Here is a 24,383-nt window from a genome sequence, read left to right as displayed (position 1 = left end):
ACTTTGCTACATGCGTATCACCCTCTATTACAATATTCAAATAGACTGGCTTAAACATATAGCGATTAGTTACTTGCGTAACTACAGTAACACCCTATTGTTTTACTAGTTTCATAGGATACTAGTGTAGATACGCAAAATAAAAACAAACTCGTTATGAGTTTGGACTCACTATACCTTTGCTTATAAAATATGAATCTATTTACTATAATTACGTCTACTATGTACTAATTAGACTTTAACTCCTTTCCATAGTTTTATCATATCTTACCATCAAAGGAATTATTATCTTAACTTATATACTTATTATATCATAAGTTATGAAATATATCAAATATTATTTTCACAAGAAAAAGGTGATACTATGAAAAGTACCACCCGTTCTACATTTACTTATGAAGTTAGTGTAATAATTATTCGTCTATACCTAATTCTTTACGATGTTCTTTTACATGCTCATCGTACTCTTTCTTGATTGAATCAGTTGTGTCATTTACTTTATCTTTGATTTCTTTTTCAGTTTGTGCTGCTTTTTCTTTATCTACTGTATCGTAAGCACGGTCTTTAATAGACTTCTTACCTTCTTTACGTTTTGCATCAGCAATATCTTCTAATAGCTTCGCTGTCTCTGGTTTGTCTGGTCTTACAAAGTCTCCAACTGAATTTTCTTCTTTATATTTTTGTTCGTCTCGTAATGCTTTCTCAACTACTTCGTCTTTTACTACAACAAGACCTGATTTTTGGTGGAAGATACCTTGACTATCAGTTACTTGGTATGTTAGTGAGTATTCTCCTGCTTTGCTTGTATCTACATTACCGTTAATGTTGATTTTAGAAGTAAGGTCTTTACCGTTATAATCTTTCGCTTCTACCCCATCAATTGGTTTAAAAGCATCACCTGTACGAACAATACGTGACTCAGGTACAGTTAATACCTCAGGCATTTCGTCTACTACAGATACGATTACAGTCTTTTCAGCAAAGTTATCAGATGAATCCGCAACTCCCATTGAAACCTTGATGTCTCCTACTTTGCTATAATCAAACCTTTGAATTAAAATTTTGTTTGTAAGGTCTCCATCTACGTTATCTTTAGCTGTTACAAACTGCTTTAGATTGATAGAGTGTCCTTTCTTTGTTACAAACTTGTCTTGTGTTGTCTTGATAACAGGCTTTTCTTTATCAACAACGTTTAATGTGATTTCCTTTTCCGTTGTTACCCCTTTATCATTTTCAACTTCTACTTTAATTGTTTGTTTACCTAATTTGTTCGTGTCTGTTGCTGATTTGTATTGCTTCTTAACAACATCAGTTGAAGTTTCAATCTTATCAGTTCCTAGTTTCTTACCATAATCTATAGTTATTTCATTAGTCTTGATTTCGGGTGCTTTCGCATAAACTTTATATCCAAAAATACCTAAACCAAGAACAGCGGTTATGCCTAATGCAATACCCAGTTTCTTATTTAGCATATTTATCAGTCCTTTTACTTTAATATGCCTATATTATAACATGTAAATACCGATTTGTCAATAGAAGTTACATAATATTTAAAACATACTGAATATTCTACTTATGTTTGTCTATTTTACCTATTAGAAGCATTGTTAAATCCTACTACCAACCTATTATTAGTTTATTCCGTACTACCCCTATTTATGACACTTTTCACCTATTTGTTTCGAAAAATGTAAAAAAAAATAAGACTACAATTAAGAGTCTTATTACTTTCTATCCGTTATCGTAAAACGAATTTGATTTCCTTTGTCTTTCCCTACATATCTTTCATATCCGAAATCATAGGTGTTTGGTGACTCGTTCTCGTCTACCCCTTTAGCGATTAACTTGTCAATCTCTTCTAGGGTTAGTTTACTATCCATAATACGAATTAAACTTTCCATAAGTTTATGGTAATTTTCATAAAGGGTTTTATCTTCAAATACATTCCTGTTTGTTGAAACAGAATAGGAGTTTTCTACCCAATCATTCTTACCCATCTTTGCGTAGATTTCAAACCCTTTCCAGTTTGCTTTATAGATATTGTCTTCTTCCTTATCTCGATGTTCTATTTGGGAGTCTTCTATTACAATCCTACCTTTTGATATATCAGCTAACTTGTTTTCAAAGTCTAATTGATGCATGTAACTCTCTTCAATTGTATCACCATCATTCGTTAATGCCCATACTACTATCAGTCCAAGTAGAATACCTAAAATTATTTTACTTTTTATTCGGGTTTATTACTCTCTTATGCCCGTCTTCATCCATAATCAAGAATGAGAAGAAGTTTATATCTTTCTTACCTCCACTTAATCGGTAGTATAAATCACCCTTAGAAGTTTCATGCTGTTCACCTGTTGTAATTTGTTGATTGAAGTTTAAACCTGTATCAACTAACACATTTGCTTCATCTACTGACATCTTTTCATTTGAAAGTCTTGTCAGGTATACAACTAAGTCATGATACTGACCAATTGAAATCTCGTCCATGTAACCTGCTTGTTTTGTTATAATACTGAATGTTCTATCCAATTTCTTATCTTTGTCTACTCTACTTGATAGCATAAAACCATTCCAGTTAGCTGAATATACCCCACCATCTTCACTTTCATACATCTTTATCTTCGAATCTGAAATAACGATTTTACCGTTTGACATTTCTTTTAGCTTGTCTTCAAACTCTTGTTGCGTTAGGATTCCACTAGAACCGCTACCTCTAAAGAAGATAAACCATACTACTAATAGAAGCAATACCCCTACTATTGGAATTCTATATGCTTTTATCCGTTCTTGTAAACTCAACTATATTCATCCTTCCTTACTAGTTGTCTTCTTTGATATTTAATGCTGTCTTTATTTCTTTTTCTGCACCACTAACTGGATACTTATGTTTTAACTTACCTGTAACAACTGTTCGTTTATCTGTATTTAAACCACCAAAACATGTAATTAAGGTAATGATATCCTCAGTTGTATTATCCATTACTTCACCTTGCGATTGATGAATTCGTTTCTTATCTGTAGTTTCATACTCATACATCCATGTAGCATCTGTTACATAAATGATATCTCCCGTTTTCATATCTTCTAGAGGTGAGAACAATACATGCTTGTTTGGGGAATTATGACCTAGTAATACATAGTTTCCTTTCCCCATTTCTCTATCCTCAAAACCCGTTCCTACCCCTCTTGATAGGCTGTTATTACCGATACCTTTTGAGATTGGTAGTTTAATATCTACAGAAGGTACATAAATACCTCCTACTACACCTTGATTTCCATAATGTAAGTCTTTACCCCAACCTGTACTTCTCTTTAAACTGTTTTCTAGTAATTCTTGCTCTGATAGAGGTTTTATACTGTCTAAATCAAAGTCTGCTTTTGCTTTCTTATTTTCATCTATGGTGTTTTTATCTAATTCGATACCACGCATATCAGTTTGAAGCATAGAGTCTACAACATAGTAACCGCCTACCCCTAATGCTATAATTCCTGCTATGAGTCCATACCGAATCTTTAACCGTCTTTCCAACTTGTTCACCTCTAGTACTTCAGTTTAAAGGAGACTGAAATATGATAATCTTCGAGTCTCCTTTATTTGTTTCTACTTCTTTCTTATTCTACTATACTAAACCTACAGATAATCAGTAAATTAGTAAGTTACAATTATAATAGGTAAGTTTGACTAAATTTTAGTATGATAAGGCTCTACTTTTCTTAGGTGTCCACTTGCTATCGAAACTATCCCAACTCATAGAAGCGTCTTTCTCACCAGTCCAAGGGTCGTTATAGAATACTTTATCGTTTGTATAACCAGTTAATGTGATTGCATGAATACCAAAACCATGCATATCTCCTACCCATGCAACAACTGGATGGTTTTGATTTAATTTTTCTTTAATCTTATCTAAGCTTACACCTGTTAGGTTTACAGAACTTCCTGCATACTTCTTCACTAAGTCTAATAATGCGGGTGGGTAAACCGTGTTAATTGGTCCGTCTGACCAAGGGTCTCCAACATAACCTTTGTTTGGGTCATAGTCGTGATAAGGCATTTCTTTTGCTAGTAACACTTTATCTACGTTTGCTCCTGCAAACTGTAACATCATAGAAACTGCTGTAATTTCACAACCTGTTTCTAAGTTTCTACTAGGGTCTTTTGCGTCTAATTGACTTTCAATCGGTACATTCATGTGTGGTAAGACAGTTCTTTCACTTACTGAACGACTATCTAACCAACCAATTTCATTACCGTTTTGGCTTACTTTATACCACATTGTACCGTTATATACTGTTTGCTTTGTTGCTTTTAATTCTTGATTTGCATAATCGTTTACTTTTGCTACTTCTTGTGAGTTTTGCATACCTTTTGGTAATGAATAAATACTATATTTATCGTCTGTACCTTCTGTTCCAACCGCTTTATTGATACTTTCAAGGTCTGTTGCTACACTCATAACACTAGAGCTAACCCAACCTAATTCTTTACCTTCTACACTGATTTTAAACCATGCTTTACGGTTTGCTAATGCCATTTCAGACATTTGAACTTCTTTACCTACATATTCATCAACTGAACCAAGGTTTTCTGCACCTTTTAACATATGTGGTTTTGACCAAATACTCTCATTGTTTGACTTTTCAATGATTTGTGTAGAGTTTACTTTCTTGTAAACCACATAAATTTCCTCTTCTTCAACTTGTGGTTCTTCTTTCTTCTCTTCATCTACTACTTGTAAACTATCCGTTTTCGGCTTTTCTTCTTCATTAACTACAGGTTTTTCTTCGTTCTTTACCTCAGGCTTCTTTTCTTTATTTCCGTCTTCTACTACTTTTTCATCTTTTACTTCTTGATTCTCTGTTTGAGGTTTCTCTACCCCTTCTTCATTTTCTTGTTTTTCTTTATTTAAATCAGGAACTTGTACATCTAATTTCTTGTCTTCTTCTTGACTTAATCTTTCTAACTGACTTTCTTGTACTTTCTCGTCTACTGGTTTGAGTGTGTCAGCACTAATTGAATGTGAAGTAGAAAGTAGTACTCCTACCCCTACAGTTCCTACAATTGCCGACTTACCTGTTTTAATTAATTTCTTCATCGTTACCATTTATAATCAGTCTCCCTTATCGTGTTTATCTATCTATTTTCTATACGTATTACATTACTATTATACCATAAGTTCCCTAAAAAGTCAATAGAGTTATGGGTCTTATTACCATTGTTCCTACTAAACTAGTATATTTTTAGAAGAATAATCTTCTTTCCTACAGACAGTGGTAAGCAAGGAAAGTTAGTGAAATTTTTAATTTGTTTCTATGAATCTATTTTTCTATTTCACTATCTATACCTACCCGTCTTCAAAAATAACGCTTATAGTACCTCTATAAGATAGTAAAAATCTATTATTTTGTTTCTTATCTTATACCTATCTGTTCTCTATAGATAATAAAGATTTAGAGATACATTTTCTAAACATAGAAAAAGAGAGACAGTTAGCTATTGCCTTCTGTCTCTCTTTTAAGGTGTTTATTATTCAGCTTTGTTCTTACGAGTGAATACGAATACCCCACCAAGAGCCAATGCAATGATACCCATTAAGATGCTCATTGTAGTACCAAAGTTACTATCGCTACCAGTTTGAGGAACTGGTTTCTTTTGTGGTTTTGGTTGCTCAGGCTTAGGTTGTTCAGGTTTCGGTTGAACAGGCTTAACTTTTACTTTCACTGTTTGGTTTACATCATTAATGTCAGAGTGAGTTGCTACTAAAACATTGTCTTGATATAAATCTTCGAATACTACTAACTCTTTACCTTGTAGTTCAGTAGCATCAAATGTGAAGTCTAAGTTTACAGAACCATTTTTCTCTTTTGCAGTAAATTTAGTTTCAGATGTAACTTCTATACCGTTAATGATTAATGGTTTGTTTGTTGCCTTATCCATCAGTTTACCTTTGACAACGTATTCTTTACCAACGATTAAATCATGGTATTCTACTTTGTCAGTTACAGTAACAGATTTGTTTGCATCTAATTCTTTAGAACCGTTTTCTTTGTTAGTAGCTGTAGTTTTAACCTCAGGCTTAACGAACTTAACTGTTTGCCCTTCGTCAGTGATGTCAGAGTGAGTTGCAACTAAGACATTATCTTGGTATAGGTCTTCAAATACAACAACTTCTTTTCCTTCAAGTCCAGTAGCATCGAATGTAAAGTCTAATGTTACAGAGCCAGTTTCTTTCTTAGCAGTAAACTTAGCTTCTGCTGTTACTTCTTTGTCATTCACAAGAAGTGGTTTGTTTGTCTCTTTATCCATTAGTTTACCTTTTACTACGTACTCTTTATCAACGATTAAACCTTTGTAATCCACTGTATCTTGGATTGTAACAGATTTGTTTGTGTGTAACTCCTTACCACCATCAGCTTTATTTGTAGCTTTTGTTCCAACTTCTGGTTTTACAAACTCAACTGTTTGGTCTTTATCTTCAATATCAGAGTGAGTTGCGATTAAAATATCTTCATTGTAAAGGTCTTCGAATACAACAACCTCTTTACCCTCTACCCCTTTAGCTTCAAAAGTGAAGTCTAGGATAACAGAGCCGTTTTTATCCTCAGCAGTAAACTTAGTTTCAGAAGTTACTTCTTTACCATCTACTAAGAATGGTTCGTTAGTAGCTTTGTCCATTAGTTTACCTTTTACTACGTATTCTTTTCCTACGATTAAGTCTTTATATTCAACTTTATCTTGGATTGTTACAGTTTTGTTAGAATGAATGTTTTTCAATCCATCTTCTTTGTTAGTAGCTGTAGTTTTCACTTCCGGCTTAACAAAGTTAACTGTTTGACCTTTATCTTCAATATCAGAGTGAGTAGCTACTAATAATGAATCTTGATACAGGTCTTCAAATACTACGATATCTTTACCTTCTACGTCTTTAGCTTCGAATGTGAAGTCTAAAGTAATAGAACCATCTTTTGCTTCTGCAATAAACTTAGCTTCTGAAGTTACTTCCTTATCGTTCACTAGGAATGGCTTTTCAGTACCTTTATCTATAAGTTTACCTTTAACAGTGTACTCTTTACCAACGATTAAGTCTTTATATTCAACTACGTCTTTAAGAGTGATTTCTCTGTTTGAGTGTACTTCTTTTAATTCGTCTGCTTTATTAGTAGCTGTTGTCTTAACCTCAGGTTTAACGAATTTAACTGTTTGGTCTTTATCCTCGATTTCAGAGTGAGTAGCAACCAATAGTTTTTCGTTATATAAGTCTTCGAATACAACTACTTCTTTACCTTGTAACGCTTTTGCATCGAATGTAAAGTCTAGGATGATAGAGCCATCTTTAGCTTCTGCTTTAAACTTAGACTCAGCTGTTACTTCTTTGTCATTAACTAGTAATGGCTTGTTAGTAGCTTTATCCATTAGTTTACCTTTAACTGTGTACTCTTTGCCAATGATTAAGTCTTTGTATTCAACTTTATCTTGGATAGTAACAGTTTGGTCAGCATGAATTTCTTTACCTTCATCTGCTTTGTTTGTTGCTGTTGTTTTAACTTCAGGCTTCACGATACGTACAGTTTGACCTTCATCTTTAATATCAGAGTGAGTTGCAATTAATTCTTTTTCGTAGTATAAGTCTTCAAACACTACTAAAGATTTTCCTTGTAACTTCTCAGCATTGAATGTGAAGTCTACTGTAACTACCCCATCTTTCTCTTTTGCAGTAAACTTAGACTCAGCTGTTACTTCTTTACCATCAACTTTAAATGGTTTGTTAGTAGCTTTATCCATTAGTTTACCTTTAACAGTGTACTCTTTACCTTTTACAAGGTCTTTGTACGCTACTTTATCTTGGATAGTTACTTTTTCTTGTGCGTGAATTTCTTTACCTTCGTCTGCTTTGTTAGTAGCTGTTGTGTGTACTTCTGGTTTTACAACACGTACTGTTTGGTCTTTATCTTCGATGTCTGAATGAGTAGCGATTGTAGTTTTGTTGAATACAACATCTTCAAATACTACTAATTCTTTTCCTTCTAATTTAGAAGCATCGAAAGTGAAGTCTAGAGTAACTGAACCATTTTTAGCCGTAGGCTTGAATGTTTTCTCAGCTGTTACCTCTTTACCTTCGATTACTAATGGTTTGTTTGTTTCTTTAACCATTAGTTTACCTTTAACAGTGTACTCTTTACCAACAACTAAGTTTTTGTAATCCACTTTATCTTGAACAGTAATGTTCTTGATAGCATGAATTTCTTTTTCTTTGTCAGCTTTGTTTGTAGCCGTTGTTTTAACCTCAGGCTTAACAAAGTCAACTGTTTGACCTTTATCTTCAATGTCTGCGTGAGTTGCAATTACAAAGTTATTGTGAACAACATCTTCGAATACAACTACTTGTTTACCTTCTAATGTAGAAGCATCAATTTTAAATTCTAAAGGTACTTTACCGTCTTTTTCTCTAGGTGAGAAGTTTTTCTCAGCTACTACTTCTTTTCCATCAATTACTAATGGTTGTTTTGTAGCTTTGTCCATCAACTTACCTTTAAGAGTGTAATTCTTACCTACAACTAAGTTTTTGTATTCAACTACGTCTATAATTGTTACATCTTTAATTGCATGTAATTCTTTTGTGCCATCAGCTTTGTCTGTAGCTGTTGTGCTTACGCTAGGCTTAACAAACTTAACTGTTTGGTCTTTATCTTCTAAATCACTGTGAGTAGTAAGAGTTTTACCTTCTTTAATTAAATCTTCAAATACTACAACTTCTTTTTCTTCTAAACCAGTTGCATCAAATGTAAAGTCTAAGTTAATAGAACCAGTAGCCTTGTCAGGAGTGAATGTAGCTTCCGCTGTTACTTCCTTACCGCCTACAAGTAATGGTTTCTTAGTTTCTTTATCCATTAATTTACCTTTAACAGTGTACTCTTTACCTATTAATAGGTCTTTGTACTCTACTTTATCGGTAATTGTAACTTCTTTAGAAGTGTGCATTTCTTTTGCACCGTCATGCTTTTCAGTAGCCGTTGTTTTGATTGAAGGTACTTTTTCGTTCTCTACAACTTGTGCAATGATTTTTCCGTCTTCTTTGATTTCAAAGTTAAATACTGTTTCATTTAAGAAGTAACCTTTAGGTGCTACAGTCTCTTTGAATGTGTATTTACCGTAAGGTAATTTTTCGAACTTAGCATAACCGTCTTTATTAGTTTTACCTTCTGCAACCTTCTTACCTTCTGCATTGAAGACTTCGAATTTCGCATCTGATAAACCTTTCTTGTCAGCCATGTCTACTTTCTTAACTTCTAAGTCACCTTTAATGATTTGGTCTGTAACTTTGTGAGAAACTGTTTTACCATTTTCTAAAATATCAAAGTTAAATACCGTTGGGTTAACTAAATACCCCTCAGGTGCAACCACTTCTTTAAATGTGTATTTACCATATGGTAAATGTTCGAACTTAGCTTTACCTTTAGCGTCTGTAGTTCCTTCAACTACTTTATCGCCTTTTTCGTTGTAAACCTCGAATTTAGCGTTTGCAAGAACTTTCTTGTTATCCTCAGCATCTACTTTTGTTACTTCCATGTTACCGTAGATTTTAAGATTTTCTTTCGTTAAGCCAATTGTTTTACCTTCTTCACTAATAGAGAAACTAATTGGAGTTTGCTCTAAGTTGAATCCAGTAGGAGCGATTGTTTCGATAAGTTTGTAATCACCGAATACTAAGTCCTTAATAACTAGCTTACCGTTAGCATCAGTTTTGTATTTACCTAACACTTCATCGTTTGAGCCACGTAATTCGAACTCAGCGCCTTTTAATGTAACGTTTTTGTTCTCTGTATCAACTTTCAGTAATTCCACGTTACCACGGATTACTTTGTTTGTTACAGTATGCTTAACAACTTTACCATCAGTATCAATATCAACTGGGAATTTCTCATTGTTGATATTGTAACCTTTGATAGTTTTAGTTTCTTTGATATAGTACTTACCGAAAGCAAGTTTATCAAATGATACTTTACCATCTTTATCAGTTAATTTAGGTTTTCCTACTACTTTATTGTTTTGGTCAAATAAAGTGAATTCTACCCCTTGTAATGGTTTTTCTTTCTTGTCAGCATCAACTTTTAATACTTCAACTGAACCACGAATCTTTTTGTTGATAACATCGTACTTTAATGTCTGCATGTCTTGTTTTACGTCAATATCGTATTTTGTACCGTTTTTAACGTAACCCTCAAGGTTCTTTGTTTCTTTGAAGTAGTATTTACCGTATGGTAAGTTTTCGTACTTCGCTTTACCTTGAGCATCTGTAACAACTTTCGCTACTTCTTTGTCGTTTGAATCATAGATAGTGAATTCTACCCCTTCAAGAAGCTTTCCTTCATTATCTACTTTTGTGATTTCAATGTTACTACGAATTAGCTTGTTGACTACATTGTAAGACTTCGTTTCATTCAAGTTTTTGATTTCAAACTCTACTTTTTCTTTGCTAAATACATAGCCTTCAAGACCTTTAGTCTCTTTAAAGTAGTACTTACCGTAAGGAAGGTCTTTAACAGAAGCCTTACCTTTATCGTCAGTAACAACTTTCGCTACTTCTTTGTCTTTAGCATCATATACAGTAAATTCAACGCCTTTTAATGGTTTCTTAGCATCATCAGTTTTAGTGATTTCTAAATTACCTTTAATTTTCTTATTGATTACAGTATATTTGTGAGTTTTTCCATCTTCTTTGATGTCTACACCTTTAGTAGTTGAATCAGGAACATATCCTTCGATACCTTTTGTTTCTTTAAACGTATAACTACCATATGGTAAGTCTTTAACTTCTGCAATACCCTTATCGTTTGTAGTTACTTTCGTATACTCTTTACCATCTTTGTATACAGTGAACTCTACACCTTTAAGTGGCTTACTAGCATCATCAGTTTTCGTGATTTCGATACTACCTTTGATTGCTTTGTTTACTACAGTAAACTTCTTGCTATCACCAAGGTTTTTAATTTCAAATGCTTCTTCTTTTGTGCTTACTACATATCCTTCAAGACCTCTAGTCTCTTTGAATGTGTATTTACCCATTGGAAGGTCATTTAAAACAATTTTACCGTTAGCGTCTGTAGTAATTTGCTCATACTCTTTACCGTCTTTATAGATAGTAAATTGTACACCTGCTAGTGGCTTACTCGCATCATCAGTTTTCGTAATCTCTAGAGAACCTTTGATTTTCTTGTTCACTACAACCATAGATTTTGAACGGTTTTGTGAAGATAACTCAAATGATTCTTCTTTGAAATCAGTTACATACCCCTCAAGACCTTTTGTCTCTTTTACAGAGTACTTACCGAATTCTAAGTCAGGTAATTTAATCTTACCGTCTTTACCTGTAGTTACCTTTTTAAACTCTTTACCGTCTTTGTAAATAGTAAACTCTACGCCTTGTAATGGTTGGTGACTATCATCTATTTTGTAGATTTCTAGACCACCTTTCATGCGCTTGTTAATTACAGTTACTGCATGGTCTTTTTGGTCTTTACCTACTACGAATGAACCTGTTTTCTTTTCAGCTTCATATCCGTCAAGACCTTTGTTCTCTAACCAAGCATAAGTTCCGTAAGGTAAGTTACCCATCGTAGCAATACCTTGCTCGTTTGTGTATGCTTCCCCTACTACATCACCATTCTGATTGTAAACAAGGAATTGTACCCCTTTAAGTGGACGATTCTCTTCATCAGTTTTCGTGATTTTAATACTACCTGAAATTAACTTGTTCACTACTTTGTATTCTTTGTTTTGGCTATCTGCATTGATAGTAATATGTTTTACATCATCATCGAATTCGTAACCGTCTAGTCCTTTAGACTCCTTGAAATGATACTCTCCATAAGGTAAATCACCTAATTGGATGATACCATTTGCATCAGTAGTTCTATCGAACATTTTGAGTCCGTCATTTCCATAAATCGTAAATACTACCCCTTGCAATGGTTTATTCGAATCATCGACTTTATGGATTCTAAATCCACCTTTAGACTTTCTGTTAACAAATGTTAACGTTTTGTCTTTTGAGTCTACAGTAACCTTTTGAGGTGTGTTATCCAATTCATAACCGTCAGGTGCTTGCGTTTCTTTTACTGTGTAGTCTTCAAACCAAAGACCATCAGTAGATGCCATACCGTTTGAATCAGTTGTTAAACTTCTAACTACTTGATTACCCCAGTTAATAACATCGAACTTCGCTCCACCTAGTGGGTTACCTGCATCATCGACTTTCTTGATTTTGAATCCACCGTTTGAATCCCAAGATATAGAAGCGTTTTGTGCAGTTGGAGTCTTGTGTAGTGTAACTAAAGCGGTAGTATGTTGGATACCTCCACTATGTGACTTATACCAAACTGTCTCAGTTTTAGTCATATCACCAGTTACTTTAATGTTGAAACTACCAGTTGGTGTATTTGAATTAATCTGTGCAAAGAACGGTTCCCATGAGTTTAACTCAGTTTTAGGATTACCCATAGAGTCAACAAATGTTACTTTACCAGGGGCATTAATAGCTTCTGGTTTGAACGTTCCGTTACCGTTTGTTTTAATAGTAAAAGGTCCGGCTTGACGATATTCAGTACTCCAAGGAGTCATTTCAGCTTTAATATGGTCTGGTGTAATTGAGAATGATAAATCTTGTGTGTCACTAGAGTTGTTAGCATCAGCAAGAATTTTATCAACAACTTGTTTTACGTTAGCATTTTTGAAAGTAAGGTTTGAATACTTAACATCTTGGTTAACAATCCAAACTGCAACTTGTGTAGCGTAGTGGGCTTCTTGCCAACTGTTTGCACCTAATTGCTCAGGAGTCTTTACAGGATAACCATTATTCATGATTTTGTAGTATTCATCTGATAGACGTGTTTTCTCTTCTAATGAATGTCCATTAGGAGATTCTAACATCATTTCTAGACAGTAAGCAATTGAATTGTCTCCGAATCTAATTACATCGGTTTCAATAGAATACTTCTGTCCTGCATCATAAACCCAACCTTTGTTGTTGTATTTCTCATGCCACATTTGAGTCCAATTACCACTTGCTCTTTGTACTACATTAGGCTCTCCATCATCTGCATGTGCAAAGATAGGTGAGATAAGGGTTGAGATAGTAAGCATCAGTAAACTAAGGACACTAAACATGACCTTAGATACTTTACCACGTTTAAAAGCATCTAACATATACATCCCTCTATTCAGTTTTTGAATGTGTGAGTTATCATTACCTCTTTCTTATAGGGTTTACTTGTTCTAATGTGAGCCTGTTATGATTCAACTGAATAGAAACAATACCTTTTTATTTGATATAACTTTGTATCTCCTAGAACAGAATCACTGTTTGTCTTAACAATAACTAGGTTCATGGTAGGAGATATCATAATGTATCACCTCCGATACGTAGTTACTCTTAGACAGCTACACTTTTTGTAGCTATGAAAAGAATGGAAAGATAGACAATCAATTCCTTTCATAGTTACAAAAATTTCTTATATGTCTAGAAGGTTATTCTATTATTCTAGTAATCTCATAAACTTATGAAACAATATGATGTATAGGTTTTGAAACCTATCCTTATATAGTTAATAACATATAAGAACATGCTCTCTACCCCACATATTGCTTTTCAATCTTATACTACTATAATTCCGTTTTACCTTAGCCTATTTATCTATCAGTCTTTTGCTCTGTTTAACTATAGGTAATCGTTGTAAATAAGATAAGGGATGGAAGACCGCTGTTTCAGTCTCCTACCCCTTATTGGATATTGAAAACAAATTTGCAAATATTTACTATCTATCAGCTATATTTTTAAGTTACTTGTAAAACTTAGTAGTTAGAGATTTCATTAATGCTGTTTACATTCACGATATAAGCACCACCATGTAGTTTCTGCATTAATTCTACCATTTTAGCTTGTGGTACAGATACACAACCTGCCGTTGGTCGTCCGTTTGATACGTGTAAGAAGAATCCGCTTCCTCCACCTTTTACTGGATTGCTAGTGTTATAGTTGATAACAATACCATACTTGTAAGCTACAGTTTCTTTAATTAAATGCTCGTCTTGTGGTGAAGAACTATCTCGTTCTTGCCATGTATTGTATTGGTCATCATTTACATTACTAATCCAATACGATTTCGGTGTGATTTGTCGGAATGGTAAGTTTGTACCAGGGTTTGAAGTTCCGAATGCAAATCCTAATGAATGCGCTCCTCTTGGAGTTCTACTAACAGATTCGTTTGCTTGCCCTACCCCTTGTGAACCAACAAAACCATTTGTTGTGAATACTTCTTTCCAGTTTCCATTATGTTTCTCTAAGTACGTAACCTTTGCACTTGAACCTTGAGCCACAACCGCTACGATTTGGTCTGTTCGTTTTCCAACACTAGAGTTAGATACCGCACGAGTCATTGCTGTTCCCTGCTCTTGTTGTACATTTGCTTGCTGATTCCCACCCTTATTAGTAGGTTGTTGAGAGACTTGTTTTGGTTGTTCTTGATTATTAGTTTGTTGTTTTGCTTGCTCTCCACCTTGTTTAGCTTGTGGATTTTCTTGTGAACCTTGTTGCGGTTCTTCTGCTTTCTTCGCTACACCTTTGATACCTTGTGTTTGTTCATTACCTTGCGTTTTAGATTGTTTGTTTTCTTGACTATTACCTTGTTTCTTACCTTCTTGATTACCGTTTACTTGTTCTTCTTGCTTACCTTCTTCGGCTTTCTTTTGTTCTTCTACTTTCTTTTCTTCTTCCTGTTTTACACGTTCAGCTTCTTGTTTTGCTTGTTCCTCAGCTTTAGCCTTTTCCTCTTCGGCTTTCTTTTGTTCCTCAGCCTTTACACGTTCCTCTTCTGCTTTCTTATCCGCTTCTTCTTTTGCAAGTTTTGCTTTTAATTCATCTTGTTTCTTTTTCTCAGCTTCTTGTTTTGCTACTTCCTTTTTCTTCGCTTCTTTCTGCTGAATTTCTTGTTTTTCAGTCTCTTTGGCTTGTACATAGTAGTTACCACCAAAACCTGCCGATGTAAGAACTGCTACCCCAATTCCTGCTACAATGAGTTTCTTCTTATGTTTCTTTAATGTTTCTACGTCTAATTTCTTCATTTCTACTTTCTCTCCCTTGTTTTATATTATTTTACCTGTTCTTGTTAAGCTGTTAGAATCCCCAATTGTACCCTTTATTTCTGCTACTGTATAAGAATTTGTCTGATTGTATAAAACAAACATTCAGTAACTTTCCCAGTTCTGCCTTATTTTCCCAATTGAATTAGGCAATAAGTTAGTCGCTCTATTGTAGTAGAGCGACCTCTCTTTTACCCCATCGGTAATCTAATTTCTAATACGTTTACTGCTTCTTGTAGTTTCGTGATATCAAAACCTGTAAATGGTTTCTTATCTTCAATTTCATACGGTCTACGTTTAAATTCATCAGGTACATGGATGTTTGGTAAGAATGCACCGTTTAGTAACATACCAATGTATCTTTCACGTATAAATTCGATGTCTTCATCATCTACGTGTCTAGAAAGAACATCTTCTATCATTTTCAATTCTTTCGGTTCTTTGTAGTTTTGGAATAAGTGCTTTCTTTCTTCTGGTGTCCAACTAGACCAATCAGTTACAACCTCTTTTGTACGTCTATCAATGATTTCAGAAGTCCAAGTACCGTATCTAAAGATTTCATGAATTGGTTCTTCATATCTAATTAACTGTTCTATTAACTGATTATACATTCTAGGTTTCCAATCAGGCTTTCCTTTTAATCCGTCTGACGAATCTCCACGTAAAATCTTAGCTAGTAATAGTGTGTTATACGGTACTAAAATTTGTGTAGAACTTGTTTTGTACTTTGATAACTCTTGCACATACGTTTGATAAGACTCAGGCGTATACTGTACATACCCTTTGATTGTAGGGCTATACTCGTTTGCGTACGTATGAACTTTAGACTTCATGTATACACTTACTTGTTCATCTACTAATGGAATCATATCAGCATCACCTGTAATGACGTCTATTGGTAGATATGGGAAGTCTTTCTTTGCTTTCTGTACACATGCATGAATGATATCGTCTGCTTCGTAGTTTTCTTTACGATAGACATAAATACCACCTTGTTGCATTAATGCTCCTGCAATTTCAATCTGCTGAATGAAGTCTCCGTTTGGTGTTTTACGGTCTCCTTTATAATCAGAAGGTATTAATTCCTTTTTATCCTTGTTTAATATATTACTAAAGTATGCCTTACGTGATTTAACTGGTGCGTCTAAACATACAATAGTTGGATTTACCCCAAAATTAGACCATCTTACTATCTGTTTAATTGCATAAGATGGAACTGTTGTATCAATGATAGTTGATACCCCATTTACTAAACGGTTGATACTTAAACCTTTCGCATTACTAAAAGCGTAACGCCATGCCAAATGGTTAAAGTCTATAATGATTACTCTTCGTCTGTCTGCATTTTCTCCTATTAAATCTAACATTTCGTCTTTCACTTACCTTAAACCTCCTATACCTTTACTTCTAACTCTATTATACCACAATATTTGGAATTTGTCAAATATTAACTTATTCGAATGATTCCGTTTGACTACGCTTGATTAACTGTTCATATGCCTTATCCATCCTCTTCTTGAATAAGATTTCTTGTTTCTTTTAATACAACTCTCGTACCTCTTACTACTTTGTCTGTTTTGAAGTATTTTGATTCCATGTAAGATACCCAAGTTTACTAGGTACGTCTAAATCTTTCTACTGCTTTATCCATCTTACATAATAATGATTTCATGTCTTTATCTGACTTAAAATCAAACATAACTCCTTCTACCATGTTTACCTTGTATACCCCTAAACTTGGATACGGTAAAATAGAGGTTTTAGGGTCTACTACCTGTATATTTGATAACTCTTCTAGGTTTTCACAATATTTATCTAGTACTCTACTAAACTCATTCGTTGATAACCCAAATGATACTCTTACAGGTAGAAAAGGAATTGTAAAAGGTATAGAGAATATACTCCAAACAGGTCTTTCCAAGAAGAAAAATACACGTTTTGGTAGCATATTGTGAAGTAGAGGGTCTTTCAAGAAAACCCTCGTACCTCTTTCTGTCTTTTCTGTTTTAAATAGTTTAGACTCCATACCATAGACCCTCCAGTTTGTTAAATACCCTTAAACTTCATTACTGCCTTATCCATTTTCTTTAATAAAGACTCTTTCGTCTTCTCATCTTTTATATGGAACGTAACACCTTTTGTAAGGTCTACCTTAATTGCACCTGTACATGGATACGGAATAGCAAAGGTTTCAGGGTCTACTTCTTCTATGTCTGTTTTGTTTGCGAAATTCTTATCTAGTACCATGTTATACTCTGTCTCTGACGATACAAAAGAAACTTTGAAAGACGTAAAAGGTACGTAAAATACACCTATCATCGGTCTTTCAAAGAGCATAAACACTGGTTTTGGTAGAGAATGATACAGTACCTTGTCTTTAAATAAAATCTTTGTACCTAAATCCGTTTCCTCCGTTTTAAATAACTTAGATTCCATTTTACTACCCCTTATACTGCTTTGTGTAATTGGTTTTCTGTACTATTTTCTTGATTTATTTCTTCCCTTTTCAATTCTAAAATACGTGCTACCGAGTTTACCGTAACATGTACAAATGTATCATTCTCTTCATCATATAAACGAATAGAAGGTTGTCTGTTTACAACTGTATCAATGTCTTCAATGTAAGTCCATAAATACTTTTGATATTTTAAGTTTCCACTTGCTGAAACTACCCCTACTGACATACCTATGTTGTCTCTAGAGAAACTCTTGCTTTCTTTTAACTTGTTCATTAGTTTTTCTTTCATCTGTTTACCCTCGCTTATTTAAATTTACAGTAAGTTTTACACTCCACTAGCTTGTACTACCGTTCTTCGTATTGCAACCCAGTTATACTGCTTTTGTATAGATTTTATTCTCTGTTCCTAAATCAGAAATCATAACAAGATAACCTTGTGCAACTAAATAGTCTAGATAGTTTGCTACGTATGGATATATTTTCGGTTTATCTGTAATGTAAGTATCTTTGAAACTACCACGTCTTACTAAACCTTCACATACTTCTAAGGCGTTTATACCGTAGTCTTCATCATACTTTTCATTTTCAATGTAATCATTAATCAGTTTTACTTCTCTATCATTTAAGAAAGAATGCAATGGACGTTTTATCTCAGTTGCACCATATAATCTTCTTCCTAGTGTACTTAGTTTTTGTTTCGATAACTCTTTTTCTTTATCCTCTTCGTCAATACCGAAATTATCCTGTAAAAACTGGTCTACTTGCTGTGCAATTGGCGTTTCATCTGAAAAGTCAAATAGTGTAGCGTTTTCTAACCCAACTTTTTCATCATCCCAATTATTTTGTTCACTCTTTACACCTACTAGTTTAGAATCACGCTTCTTTTCTTGAATCAGATAGTTTAAATGTCTCAACTGCCTTTGTAACAGTGGTAACTCTAAATCTAAATGTTTCTCTATATCCTTAGGTAAGTCTAGCCCTGGTAAGAACTCGATATCTATATACTTCTCTACAAACCAACCTTCTGACACCTTTGATAGAATCTCAGTTAGTTCAAGGTCAATCTTGTCTACCCCGTTAATGACATCCCTAGCTACTTGTGAAGGGATTCCAGTGTGTTGTTCAAAGTGGTCTTTACCGAATGTAACCGTTTCTCCTGTAATTTTATTCTTTACAATGTACTGATAACGTAAAGGTATACCACACATACACTTGGTTTCGGGGTTACGATGACCAGAATCAATGAAATCAACCAGTTCCCATGAATCTAAAATCTCATCTAAACTGGAATTATTAGAGTCTGAACCTTTATGCTTTGCTAAAGTATTTGCAAAAGCTGTTCGTCTACCCCTCTTCATTGCATCCTCTACATATTCACGCTGTTCTACATTTAAGTTGGCTAGTAACCTTTGAACTTCTGTTTTAGCCATCGGTTCTAATAAATAACTCAATGTTTAACCTCCTTCTGTCTATCAATCTCTCGCTTCTTAATAGTACCTCGATTAATTGCATCCTCTAGTGTGATAGAGTTTAAGTATCCAAGGTAGGGTTTCTTGCCGTTATAGAATAATCTATAACGTTTGACTTTATTGTCTGAACCACTACCTTTCTTTGAATCTACTACTTTAATTTTCCCACCATCAGAATAAGTGTATACAATACCGTTTTGAATGGCTTCTCCCACTGTTTTCCCTTCTTTCAGTGATTAAAATCTATCATAAATATCTACATACCCATGATACTCGTTTTCTCCACCTTCTGTAATTTCTAAATAAGCCTGTTTAAACAAACAAATTCCATTACTTAATTCTACTACTTCAAACATCTTGTCTTGCTTTATATACTCTAGTAACTCGATTTTCATTGTTTGGTCTAAATCAATTGCTTTCATTTTTAATTGTAAGGCATCATAGTCTAATCCGCCTTCTTTCATTAACCAAATACCTTCGGATAATTCCCTTAATACCTTTATATTATCGTACATACACACTTGTTTCTTTACGAAATCTAAATCATGTCTTAAAAGTAACTCTACCATATACAATCTTTGTAATTTCTTACGAATATGTAAATTCTTTTTCTTGATGGACTCGTCTACCATAAATGTATAATGGCTTTCACTTAATTCTGTTTCTACTCTTGAACGGTCTACTGTAACAAAACCTCGTCCCTCTACTTGCCAATATGATTCTCCATCTTTAATTGCTAAAAATCGTACATCCCTTGTATTGATTTCTAAGTTAGCTTGGATTTCATATAGTTCTTTGAAGCTTAATTCAGCATCTTGTAATTTATCCATGTTCCACAACTCTCCCTTTTCTTTTATCCTTTAACTTATACCTCTATTATACCATAAAAACCTACTTTTGTCAAGTAGGTTTCCATAAGTTTACATTGTTTTGTCTTTTTGATTTGATAACTTATTAAAGAATAAGAATTTCTTCTTTACGTTTTCTATCTTAAATGTAACTTTAAGACTGAAATCTTTGTCTTTCTTCCTATAGTTTATGTCTGTAAATAGAAATAGTAGAGTTATTATAAAAATAATATGAAACAAAGTAATCCTCCTAGATGTTTACTTACTTCTGACTCGTTTCCTTCCAAACGGTAACTTATTCTTTATTTCAGTTTTTACTTTTCTTACACTTAATTTAGAAAAGATACTTTGTTTTGGGTATAACGTATCGTCTCTTCTAATAAGATGTATTTTACCTTTTACAGTCTTTGGTACTTTCTTACTACTTTTCTTTGCACTTCCTTTATCTGTTTCATCATACAAATCTAGAAGTACATAAACAACAAAAGCAATACTAAGGAAAAATAGTATGATAATAAGAAAAGACCATTCGTTTACAAATTCTTTTACCATATTTCATACACCTACCTTCTTGTTTCAATAGAATATAATTATACTATTCTATTTTCCTGTATTTCTCATAAAAGAATATTTCTTGTTTAAATACTTTCTAACTGCTTTCTTTAATTCATTCATACGGTCTGCTTCTAAAGATAGCAATTCATACTTCTCTTCATCTAATAATCTTTGCATTTCTCTTTTTACTCGCATGTTTTCAAGACTTAAACTTAACTCTAAAGTCTCTTTATCTAGTAACTCCGCACCGATACCATTTTGACGTTGAACAATTGAGTCTCTAATAACTACTAACCGGTCTTCTCCTACCATATCACAAATAGTATCTAACCTCACATCATCTTCACTAAACCAATAAGTTAAAGCTATACGATACATAGAATCCATTACATAGTTTTTTGCTTTACTTTCTAATTCATTTAATTTACCGTTTCGTAATGCTTCCCTTGTTGCAGCATTGACTGGATACGTATATAGATGGTTAAAGTAGTCTGCATAATCTTTAGCCATTTCGATTACTTTACCTTCTCCGTCTACCCCTAATACTACAATTTCATTCTCTTGTTCAGTCATCCAAAATGTCTCTGATTTCGTTTCATAAGCAAATAATACTTGTCCATGCTTTTTGTTTAATAATTCTTCTACCTTTTTCAGTTCCTTTGCCTTTCCTTTTGCTACCTTCTCTACATCGACAATTGGACTACCTACAGGTTCTTTTTCAAACTCCATTGTGTTCTTATTGAAAGCCATGATTACACCTCCTTAATTGTTTCTACTTGCTTATACTTTGCAACTACTTCTTTTAACTTGTCTAACTCGTTTGTAAAACTTAATAATACACCATACTCTTTTAGTTCCTTTTCTTCTCGTTCTAATGCTTGCTCTATTAAGTCTATATCGTGTTTAAAGTATTCTTTACTACCCATTAATGTTTCAAAAGATGAAACCAGTACATTTAAAAGAGGTTCTTCTAAGATATCTAAAGACTCAATCATCTTATCTCTGTTTTCATGTAGCCAAAAGAATAAAACATTGTTTTCTACCCCTCGTTTAACTACTGTATCTACAGTAAGACCGCTCTCATCTGCGATGTTCATTAATTGCTCACGTAGGTTTGTAAATACCTTCTCTTCATATAAGGCATCATGTTGAGCGTCTTCTTCCACTGTTAACTCACGAGTAGAACCTTTTTCGTCTACTGCAATTGTAACCATTTTACCGCCTAATTCTACATTCCAGTAGGTATTATTATCTGTCTTATATGCAAATACTATATTTCCGTATGAATCTTTTAACTTCTTTTCCACTACATGTAACTCTTTTAATGTTTCAAATTCTTTCGTTTTAGCCATTGTATAGCCCTCCGTCTGATTAGATTAATACTGTTTCTTGATAAACTCCATTTTTCTAGCTACTTTCTTAGGTACTTCCTCATGTAGAGGATATTTACCATTSGTTAGAACGTATGTTGTAATTTCACTATTCCCATAATTCGTTCTATATCTTTCAACCCTGTCTAGTTCATGTACCCCTACATGCCTAATCACTCGTCTATTATTAACTGCAAAATAATTACCACAACCATTTTCAGTTTGAGTATACCAAATGGATTCTCTATCTACATAGCATAAGAACATTACTGTTTTATACTTTTGTAATAGTGAGTTTTTTAACTCTAATAGACGTTCTAACCCTTTATATCCCTTATTAACTTGATACTTTAAAAGTTCCTTTTTCAACTCTGCATTACTTTCTGATTGAGATTTCTCTTGTATTCTAGCAAGTCTTATTTTTCTAACAATTGTCTGTACCTTAAAACCTTGAACGACTTTTACCACTTTACGTAGTGGCTTTATAACCCAACTATCTTTCATACTGACTTCCCAATATGGTTCACCGTCTACTAACCCTAGAAAGCGAATCATCTTATACTTTAAGTCTAAATACACTTCTGCATCATGTATAAATTCTACTGTCTTATCTACAGACTTTTCTGTTACTTGTAAAGAAATCATCGTCTCACCTCCATTTCTACTATTTTATTATTTTATTTTCTTTACCTTTTATACTTAATTGATTTAACTTGAGTTGCATGAATATTTAACTCGTTTTCAATCTCTTTCCTTACATGTAAAGGTATATCAAAGTAGTCTACTGCTACCTCTAAGTGTGAAGCTACAAGTCCATTCACCTCAGCTAGAGACTGCACAAATAACATAAAGTCTTCTTCTGAAATACGCTTACCTTCTTTATTTTTGAATGTTTGTGTACTTATAATTTCACGTTTTATTCCTAGTTTATGTAAAATACCAATCTGTCTGATTTGAGGTAACTTATTAAAATCTCCACCTACACGTTTTAAGTAAAAAGCAACTTTTGCATCCTTATTAGATAGCTCGTTTACTAACTTTAAAACATCTTCTTTTGAAAGATTCATGTTTACTACCCCTTTATACAATATTTTCGTAACTAACTGCTTTACGAATACTTACCTTTACTTCTAATGCATCGTTTATTAATTCTCTTTGATGTTTTTCTACCTGATAATAATCGTTATTGTTATGTTTAATAAGTTGAGCAACTTTATAGTTTCTTTCACATAAAGAATCTATCATAGATAAAAATTCTGTTTCTGTCAAAGAAGTACCATCATACTTTGTGAATTTCTTGTTTACAATAGATACTCGTTTAATTCCTAAAGCATTTGCAAGCATGATTTGTTGAGGTTCAGTTAACTTATTAAAGTCGCCATCTACCCCTTTCATCAGCCATTCCACTTTATAGTTAGTTTTCGCTAACTCTTCCACTCGTCTGATTACTTCTGTCTTAGCTATCTTCATTACTCTACTATCCCTCTAGCGGTAACTTTTACTTCACGGTTTAAAATTATCTTAATCCATTTACCACCTGTTTCACTACGTTCATATGTGTACATACCGTCTTCTAGTATGATGTAGGTTTTAACAGAATCATGAATGAAGCGTTCCTCTTGTAATAGAACATCGTAAATCGTAGCTAGTGTATGTGTACTTGGATTATAGTTTGCTGTAAAACATAGTGGCATCGTTTCGATATCATGTGTAGCATGAATTATATGTAGTACTTCTTTTGTTGTATCAAACTCACGAATATCTAGTAAACGTTTTTCAATCTTAGGTAGTTCTGAACGGTCTATTTGTCCATTATATTGTAACCCATAAATCGGTTTATAACAACGAAGGCAATATATGTCTACAACTGTTCTGCCTAGTGTTTCCGTAATTTTAGCATGATTCGTTGGTGTTTTACAGTGACACCATGTATTTTGTTCTTCTAAACTTCTTTCTAATTTATCTGCTACACGTTTAAATAAACCTTTGCTTTCTGCCATGTTTACACCTTTCCCTCTCCGTTATTAAACTAATATTCCGTATGTCTTCAATTTTTCAGCTATCAACCAATCTTCATCCCTAATTAGTTTGACTGCTTCTTCCCAAGATACTGTAGTCATTTGAATTTCACCTTCATTGTTGTCTACTGTACCAACTAAGATGTCTTCACCTTTTACTCTTGTTTGAATTGTATACTGCTTCATGTTCCTTGTATCTATTAGTTTATATTTTGATAAACCTTTTAGTTCTTTCTTTTTCATTTTAATTCTCCTTTCTTATACCTTTCGGTCTTGCGATTCCGTCTCCACGCTCACCCATATAAGCTAAACCACCTAATACAATCTTAGTTTCAAGCTTATTCTCCTCTTCTTGCATTTTCTTTGTTTTAGGGACATTGAAATGTTCCATATGTTTTGATGCTAACTTACTTCTAAACTTCTCTTTTTCAGTTTGCAATTCTTTCTCTTTAGTCACAACTATTTCCTCCTTATCTCTACCCTTTATTAACTATCTCTATTATAACATAAAAACCAACTTTTGTCAAGT

General features: G+C 33.6%; 23 protein-coding genes. All 23 read right to left on the bottom strand.

The features are described 5' to 3' along the window. Nucleotides 1-413: 413 nt before the first annotated feature. The 23 genes from ASE54_RS24845 to ASE54_RS24735 all read right to left on the bottom strand — a co-directional run bounded on the left by ASE54_RS24845 (nt 414) and on the right by ASE54_RS24735 (nt 24,311). A complete protein-coding gene (locus ASE54_RS24845) occupies nt 414-1,472 on the bottom strand; it encodes an immunoglobulin-like domain-containing protein (protein ID WP_003254767.1) in 1,059 nt (352 codons plus the stop codon). Nucleotides 1,473-1,724: 252 nt separating this feature from the next. Next, complete coding sequence (locus ASE54_RS24840) at nt 1,725-2,141, bottom strand: hypothetical protein (RefSeq protein ID WP_000553982.1); 417 nt, start codon at nt 2,139-2,141, stop codon at nt 1,725-1,727. Between the two features lie 79 nt (nt 2,142-2,220). Beyond that, nucleotides 2,221-2,802 carry a hypothetical protein gene (locus tag ASE54_RS24835; RefSeq protein WP_000058018.1) on the bottom strand — a complete coding sequence of 194 codons (582 nt, stop codon included), beginning with the start codon at nt 2,800-2,802 and terminating at the stop codon, nt 2,221-2,223. Between the two features lie 19 nt (nt 2,803-2,821). Then, entirely contained in the window at nt 2,822-3,541 is a 720-nt protein-coding gene (locus tag ASE54_RS24830) for a class A sortase (RefSeq protein WP_003310208.1), read from the bottom strand. A gap of 151 nt (nt 3,542-3,692) precedes the next feature. Next, the gene (locus ASE54_RS24825; protein WP_000258289.1) at nt 3,693-5,105 is read right to left on the bottom strand and encodes a C39 family peptidase; all 1,413 of its coding nucleotides are present in this window, start codon (nt 5,103-5,105) and stop codon (nt 3,693-3,695) included. Between the two features lie 422 nt (nt 5,106-5,527). Next, nucleotides 5,528-13,210: a VaFE repeat-containing surface-anchored protein gene (locus ASE54_RS24820; RefSeq protein ID WP_003299120.1), complete on the bottom strand. Its 7,683-nt coding sequence runs from the start codon at nt 13,208-13,210 to the stop codon at nt 5,528-5,530. 639 nt (nt 13,211-13,849) lie between these two features. After that, nucleotides 13,850-15,118, bottom strand: a complete 1,269-nt coding sequence (locus ASE54_RS24815) for a L,D-transpeptidase family protein (RefSeq protein ID WP_000732164.1) — start codon at nt 15,116-15,118, stop codon at nt 13,850-13,852. 209 nt (nt 15,119-15,327) lie between these two features. After that, nucleotides 15,328-16,515 carry a potassium transporter TrkH gene (locus ASE54_RS24810; RefSeq protein ID WP_003254777.1) on the bottom strand — a complete coding sequence of 396 codons (1,188 nt, stop codon included), beginning with the start codon at nt 16,513-16,515 and terminating at the stop codon, nt 15,328-15,330. Nucleotides 16,516-16,751: 236 nt separating this feature from the next. Next, nucleotides 16,752-17,162 carry a hypothetical protein gene (locus tag ASE54_RS24805; protein WP_000444162.1) on the bottom strand — a complete coding sequence of 137 codons (411 nt, stop codon included), beginning with the start codon at nt 17,160-17,162 and terminating at the stop codon, nt 16,752-16,754. A 20-nt stretch (nt 17,163-17,182) separates the two neighbouring features. Beyond that, entirely contained in the window at nt 17,183-17,572 is a 390-nt protein-coding gene (locus tag ASE54_RS24800) for a hypothetical protein (RefSeq protein ID WP_000444161.1), read from the bottom strand. Between the two features lie 11 nt (nt 17,573-17,583). Then, entirely contained in the window at nt 17,584-17,883 is a 300-nt protein-coding gene (locus ASE54_RS24795) for a hypothetical protein (RefSeq protein ID WP_000660183.1), read from the bottom strand. A gap of 82 nt (nt 17,884-17,965) precedes the next feature. Beyond that, a complete protein-coding gene (locus ASE54_RS24790) occupies nt 17,966-19,045 on the bottom strand; it encodes a DUF3895 domain-containing protein (RefSeq protein WP_000120892.1) in 1,080 nt (359 codons plus the stop codon). Then, a complete protein-coding gene (locus ASE54_RS24785; RefSeq protein WP_000503304.1) occupies nt 19,042-19,278 on the bottom strand; it encodes a hypothetical protein in 237 nt (78 codons plus the stop codon). Before ASE54_RS24785 ends, ASE54_RS24790 begins: the two co-directional genes overlap by 4 nt. A 21-nt stretch (nt 19,279-19,299) precedes the next feature. Beyond that, nucleotides 19,300-19,893: a hypothetical protein gene (locus tag ASE54_RS24780; RefSeq protein ID WP_000359629.1), complete on the bottom strand. Its 594-nt coding sequence runs from the start codon at nt 19,891-19,893 to the stop codon at nt 19,300-19,302. A 276-nt stretch (nt 19,894-20,169) separates the two neighbouring features. Further along, nucleotides 20,170-20,463: a hypothetical protein gene (locus ASE54_RS24775; RefSeq protein WP_000237840.1), complete on the bottom strand. Its 294-nt coding sequence runs from the start codon at nt 20,461-20,463 to the stop codon at nt 20,170-20,172. A 48-nt stretch (nt 20,464-20,511) separates the two neighbouring features. Beyond that, on the bottom strand, nt 20,512-21,216 hold the full coding sequence (locus ASE54_RS24770; protein ID WP_000885245.1) for a hypothetical protein: 705 nt from the start codon (nt 21,214-21,216) through the stop codon (nt 20,512-20,514). Nucleotides 21,217-21,218: 2 nt separating this feature from the next. Continuing rightward, nucleotides 21,219-21,818 (bottom strand): hypothetical protein, encoded by a 600-nt coding sequence (locus ASE54_RS24765; protein ID WP_001140502.1) that lies wholly within the window; start codon nt 21,816-21,818, stop codon nt 21,219-21,221. Nucleotides 21,819-21,842: 24 nt separating this feature from the next. Then, entirely contained in the window at nt 21,843-22,481 is a 639-nt protein-coding gene (locus tag ASE54_RS24760) for a hypothetical protein (protein ID WP_000624741.1), read from the bottom strand. A gap of 41 nt (nt 22,482-22,522) precedes the next feature. After that, entirely contained in the window at nt 22,523-22,903 is a 381-nt protein-coding gene (locus tag ASE54_RS24755; protein WP_001054054.1) for a hypothetical protein, read from the bottom strand. Between the two features lie 13 nt (nt 22,904-22,916). Continuing rightward, the gene (locus ASE54_RS24750; RefSeq protein WP_000684735.1) at nt 22,917-23,306 is read right to left on the bottom strand and encodes a hypothetical protein; all 390 of its coding nucleotides are present in this window, start codon (nt 23,304-23,306) and stop codon (nt 22,917-22,919) included. Continuing rightward, the gene (locus ASE54_RS24745; protein WP_000841049.1) at nt 23,306-23,836 is read right to left on the bottom strand and encodes a hypothetical protein; all 531 of its coding nucleotides are present in this window, start codon (nt 23,834-23,836) and stop codon (nt 23,306-23,308) included. The genes ASE54_RS24750 and ASE54_RS24745 overlap by 1 nt, the downstream gene beginning before the upstream one ends. Before the next feature lie 24 nt (nt 23,837-23,860). Further along, the gene (locus tag ASE54_RS24740) at nt 23,861-24,097 is read right to left on the bottom strand and encodes a hypothetical protein (protein ID WP_000726038.1); all 237 of its coding nucleotides are present in this window, start codon (nt 24,095-24,097) and stop codon (nt 23,861-23,863) included. A 1-nt stretch (nt 24,098) separates the two neighbouring features. Further along, nucleotides 24,099-24,311 (bottom strand): hypothetical protein, encoded by a 213-nt coding sequence (locus ASE54_RS24735; protein WP_000159530.1) that lies wholly within the window; start codon nt 24,309-24,311, stop codon nt 24,099-24,101. Between the last annotated feature and the right edge of the window lie 72 nt (nt 24,312-24,383).

Source organism: Bacillus sp. Root131, assembly GCF_001429475.1.
Classification (GTDB): Bacteria; Bacillota; Bacilli; order Bacillales; family Bacillaceae_G; genus Bacillus_A; species Bacillus_A thuringiensis_S.
This window is presented reverse-complemented; position numbering and strand designations above follow the sequence as displayed.

Bases quoted from the DNA above. Each gene is read 5' to 3' on its own strand.
- ASE54_RS24845 (WP_003254767.1), bottom strand. From the start codon at position 1,472: ATGCTAAATAAGAAACTGGGTATTGCATTAGGCATAACCGCTGTTCTT.
- ASE54_RS24840 (WP_000553982.1), bottom strand. From the start codon at position 2,141: ATGCATCAATTAGACTTTGAAAACAAGTTAGCTGATATATCAAAAGGT.
- ASE54_RS24825 (WP_000258289.1), bottom strand. From the start codon at position 5,105: ATGGTAACGATGAAGAAATTAATTAAAACAGGTAAGTCGGCAATTGTA.
- ASE54_RS24820 (WP_003299120.1), bottom strand. From the start codon at position 13,210: ATGTATATGTTAGATGCTTTTAAACGTGGTAAAGTATCTAAGGTCATG.
- ASE54_RS24815 (WP_000732164.1), bottom strand. From the start codon at position 15,118: ATGAAGAAATTAGACGTAGAAACATTAAAGAAACATAAGAAGAAACTC.
- ASE54_RS24805 (WP_000444162.1), bottom strand. From the start codon at position 17,162: ATGGAGTCTAAACTATTTAAAACAGAAAAGACAGAAAGAGGTACGAGG.
- ASE54_RS24800 (WP_000444161.1), bottom strand. From the start codon at position 17,572: ATGGAATCTAAGTTATTTAAAACGGAGGAAACGGATTTAGGTACAAAG.
- ASE54_RS24795 (WP_000660183.1), bottom strand. From the start codon at position 17,883: ATGAAAGAAAAACTAATGAACAAGTTAAAAGAAAGCAAGAGTTTCTCT.
- ASE54_RS24780 (WP_000359629.1), bottom strand. From the start codon at position 19,893: ATGGATAAATTACAAGATGCTGAATTAAGCTTCAAAGAACTATATGAA.
- ASE54_RS24775 (WP_000237840.1), bottom strand. From the start codon at position 20,463: ATGGTAAAAGAATTTGTAAACGAATGGTCTTTTCTTATTATCATACTA.
- ASE54_RS24770 (WP_000885245.1), bottom strand. From the start codon at position 21,216: ATGGCTTTCAATAAGAACACAATGGAGTTTGAAAAAGAACCTGTAGGT.
- ASE54_RS24765 (WP_001140502.1), bottom strand. From the start codon at position 21,818: ATGGCTAAAACGAAAGAATTTGAAACATTAAAAGAGTTACATGTAGTG.
- ASE54_RS24755 (WP_001054054.1), bottom strand. From the start codon at position 22,903: ATGAATCTTTCAAAAGAAGATGTTTTAAAGTTAGTAAACGAGCTATCT.
- ASE54_RS24750 (WP_000684735.1), bottom strand. From the start codon at position 23,306: ATGAAGATAGCTAAGACAGAAGTAATCAGACGAGTGGAAGAGTTAGCG.
- ASE54_RS24745 (WP_000841049.1), bottom strand. From the start codon at position 23,836: ATGGCAGAAAGCAAAGGTTTATTTAAACGTGTAGCAGATAAATTAGAA.
- ASE54_RS24740 (WP_000726038.1), bottom strand. From the start codon at position 24,097: ATGAAAAAGAAAGAACTAAAAGGTTTATCAAAATATAAACTAATAGAT.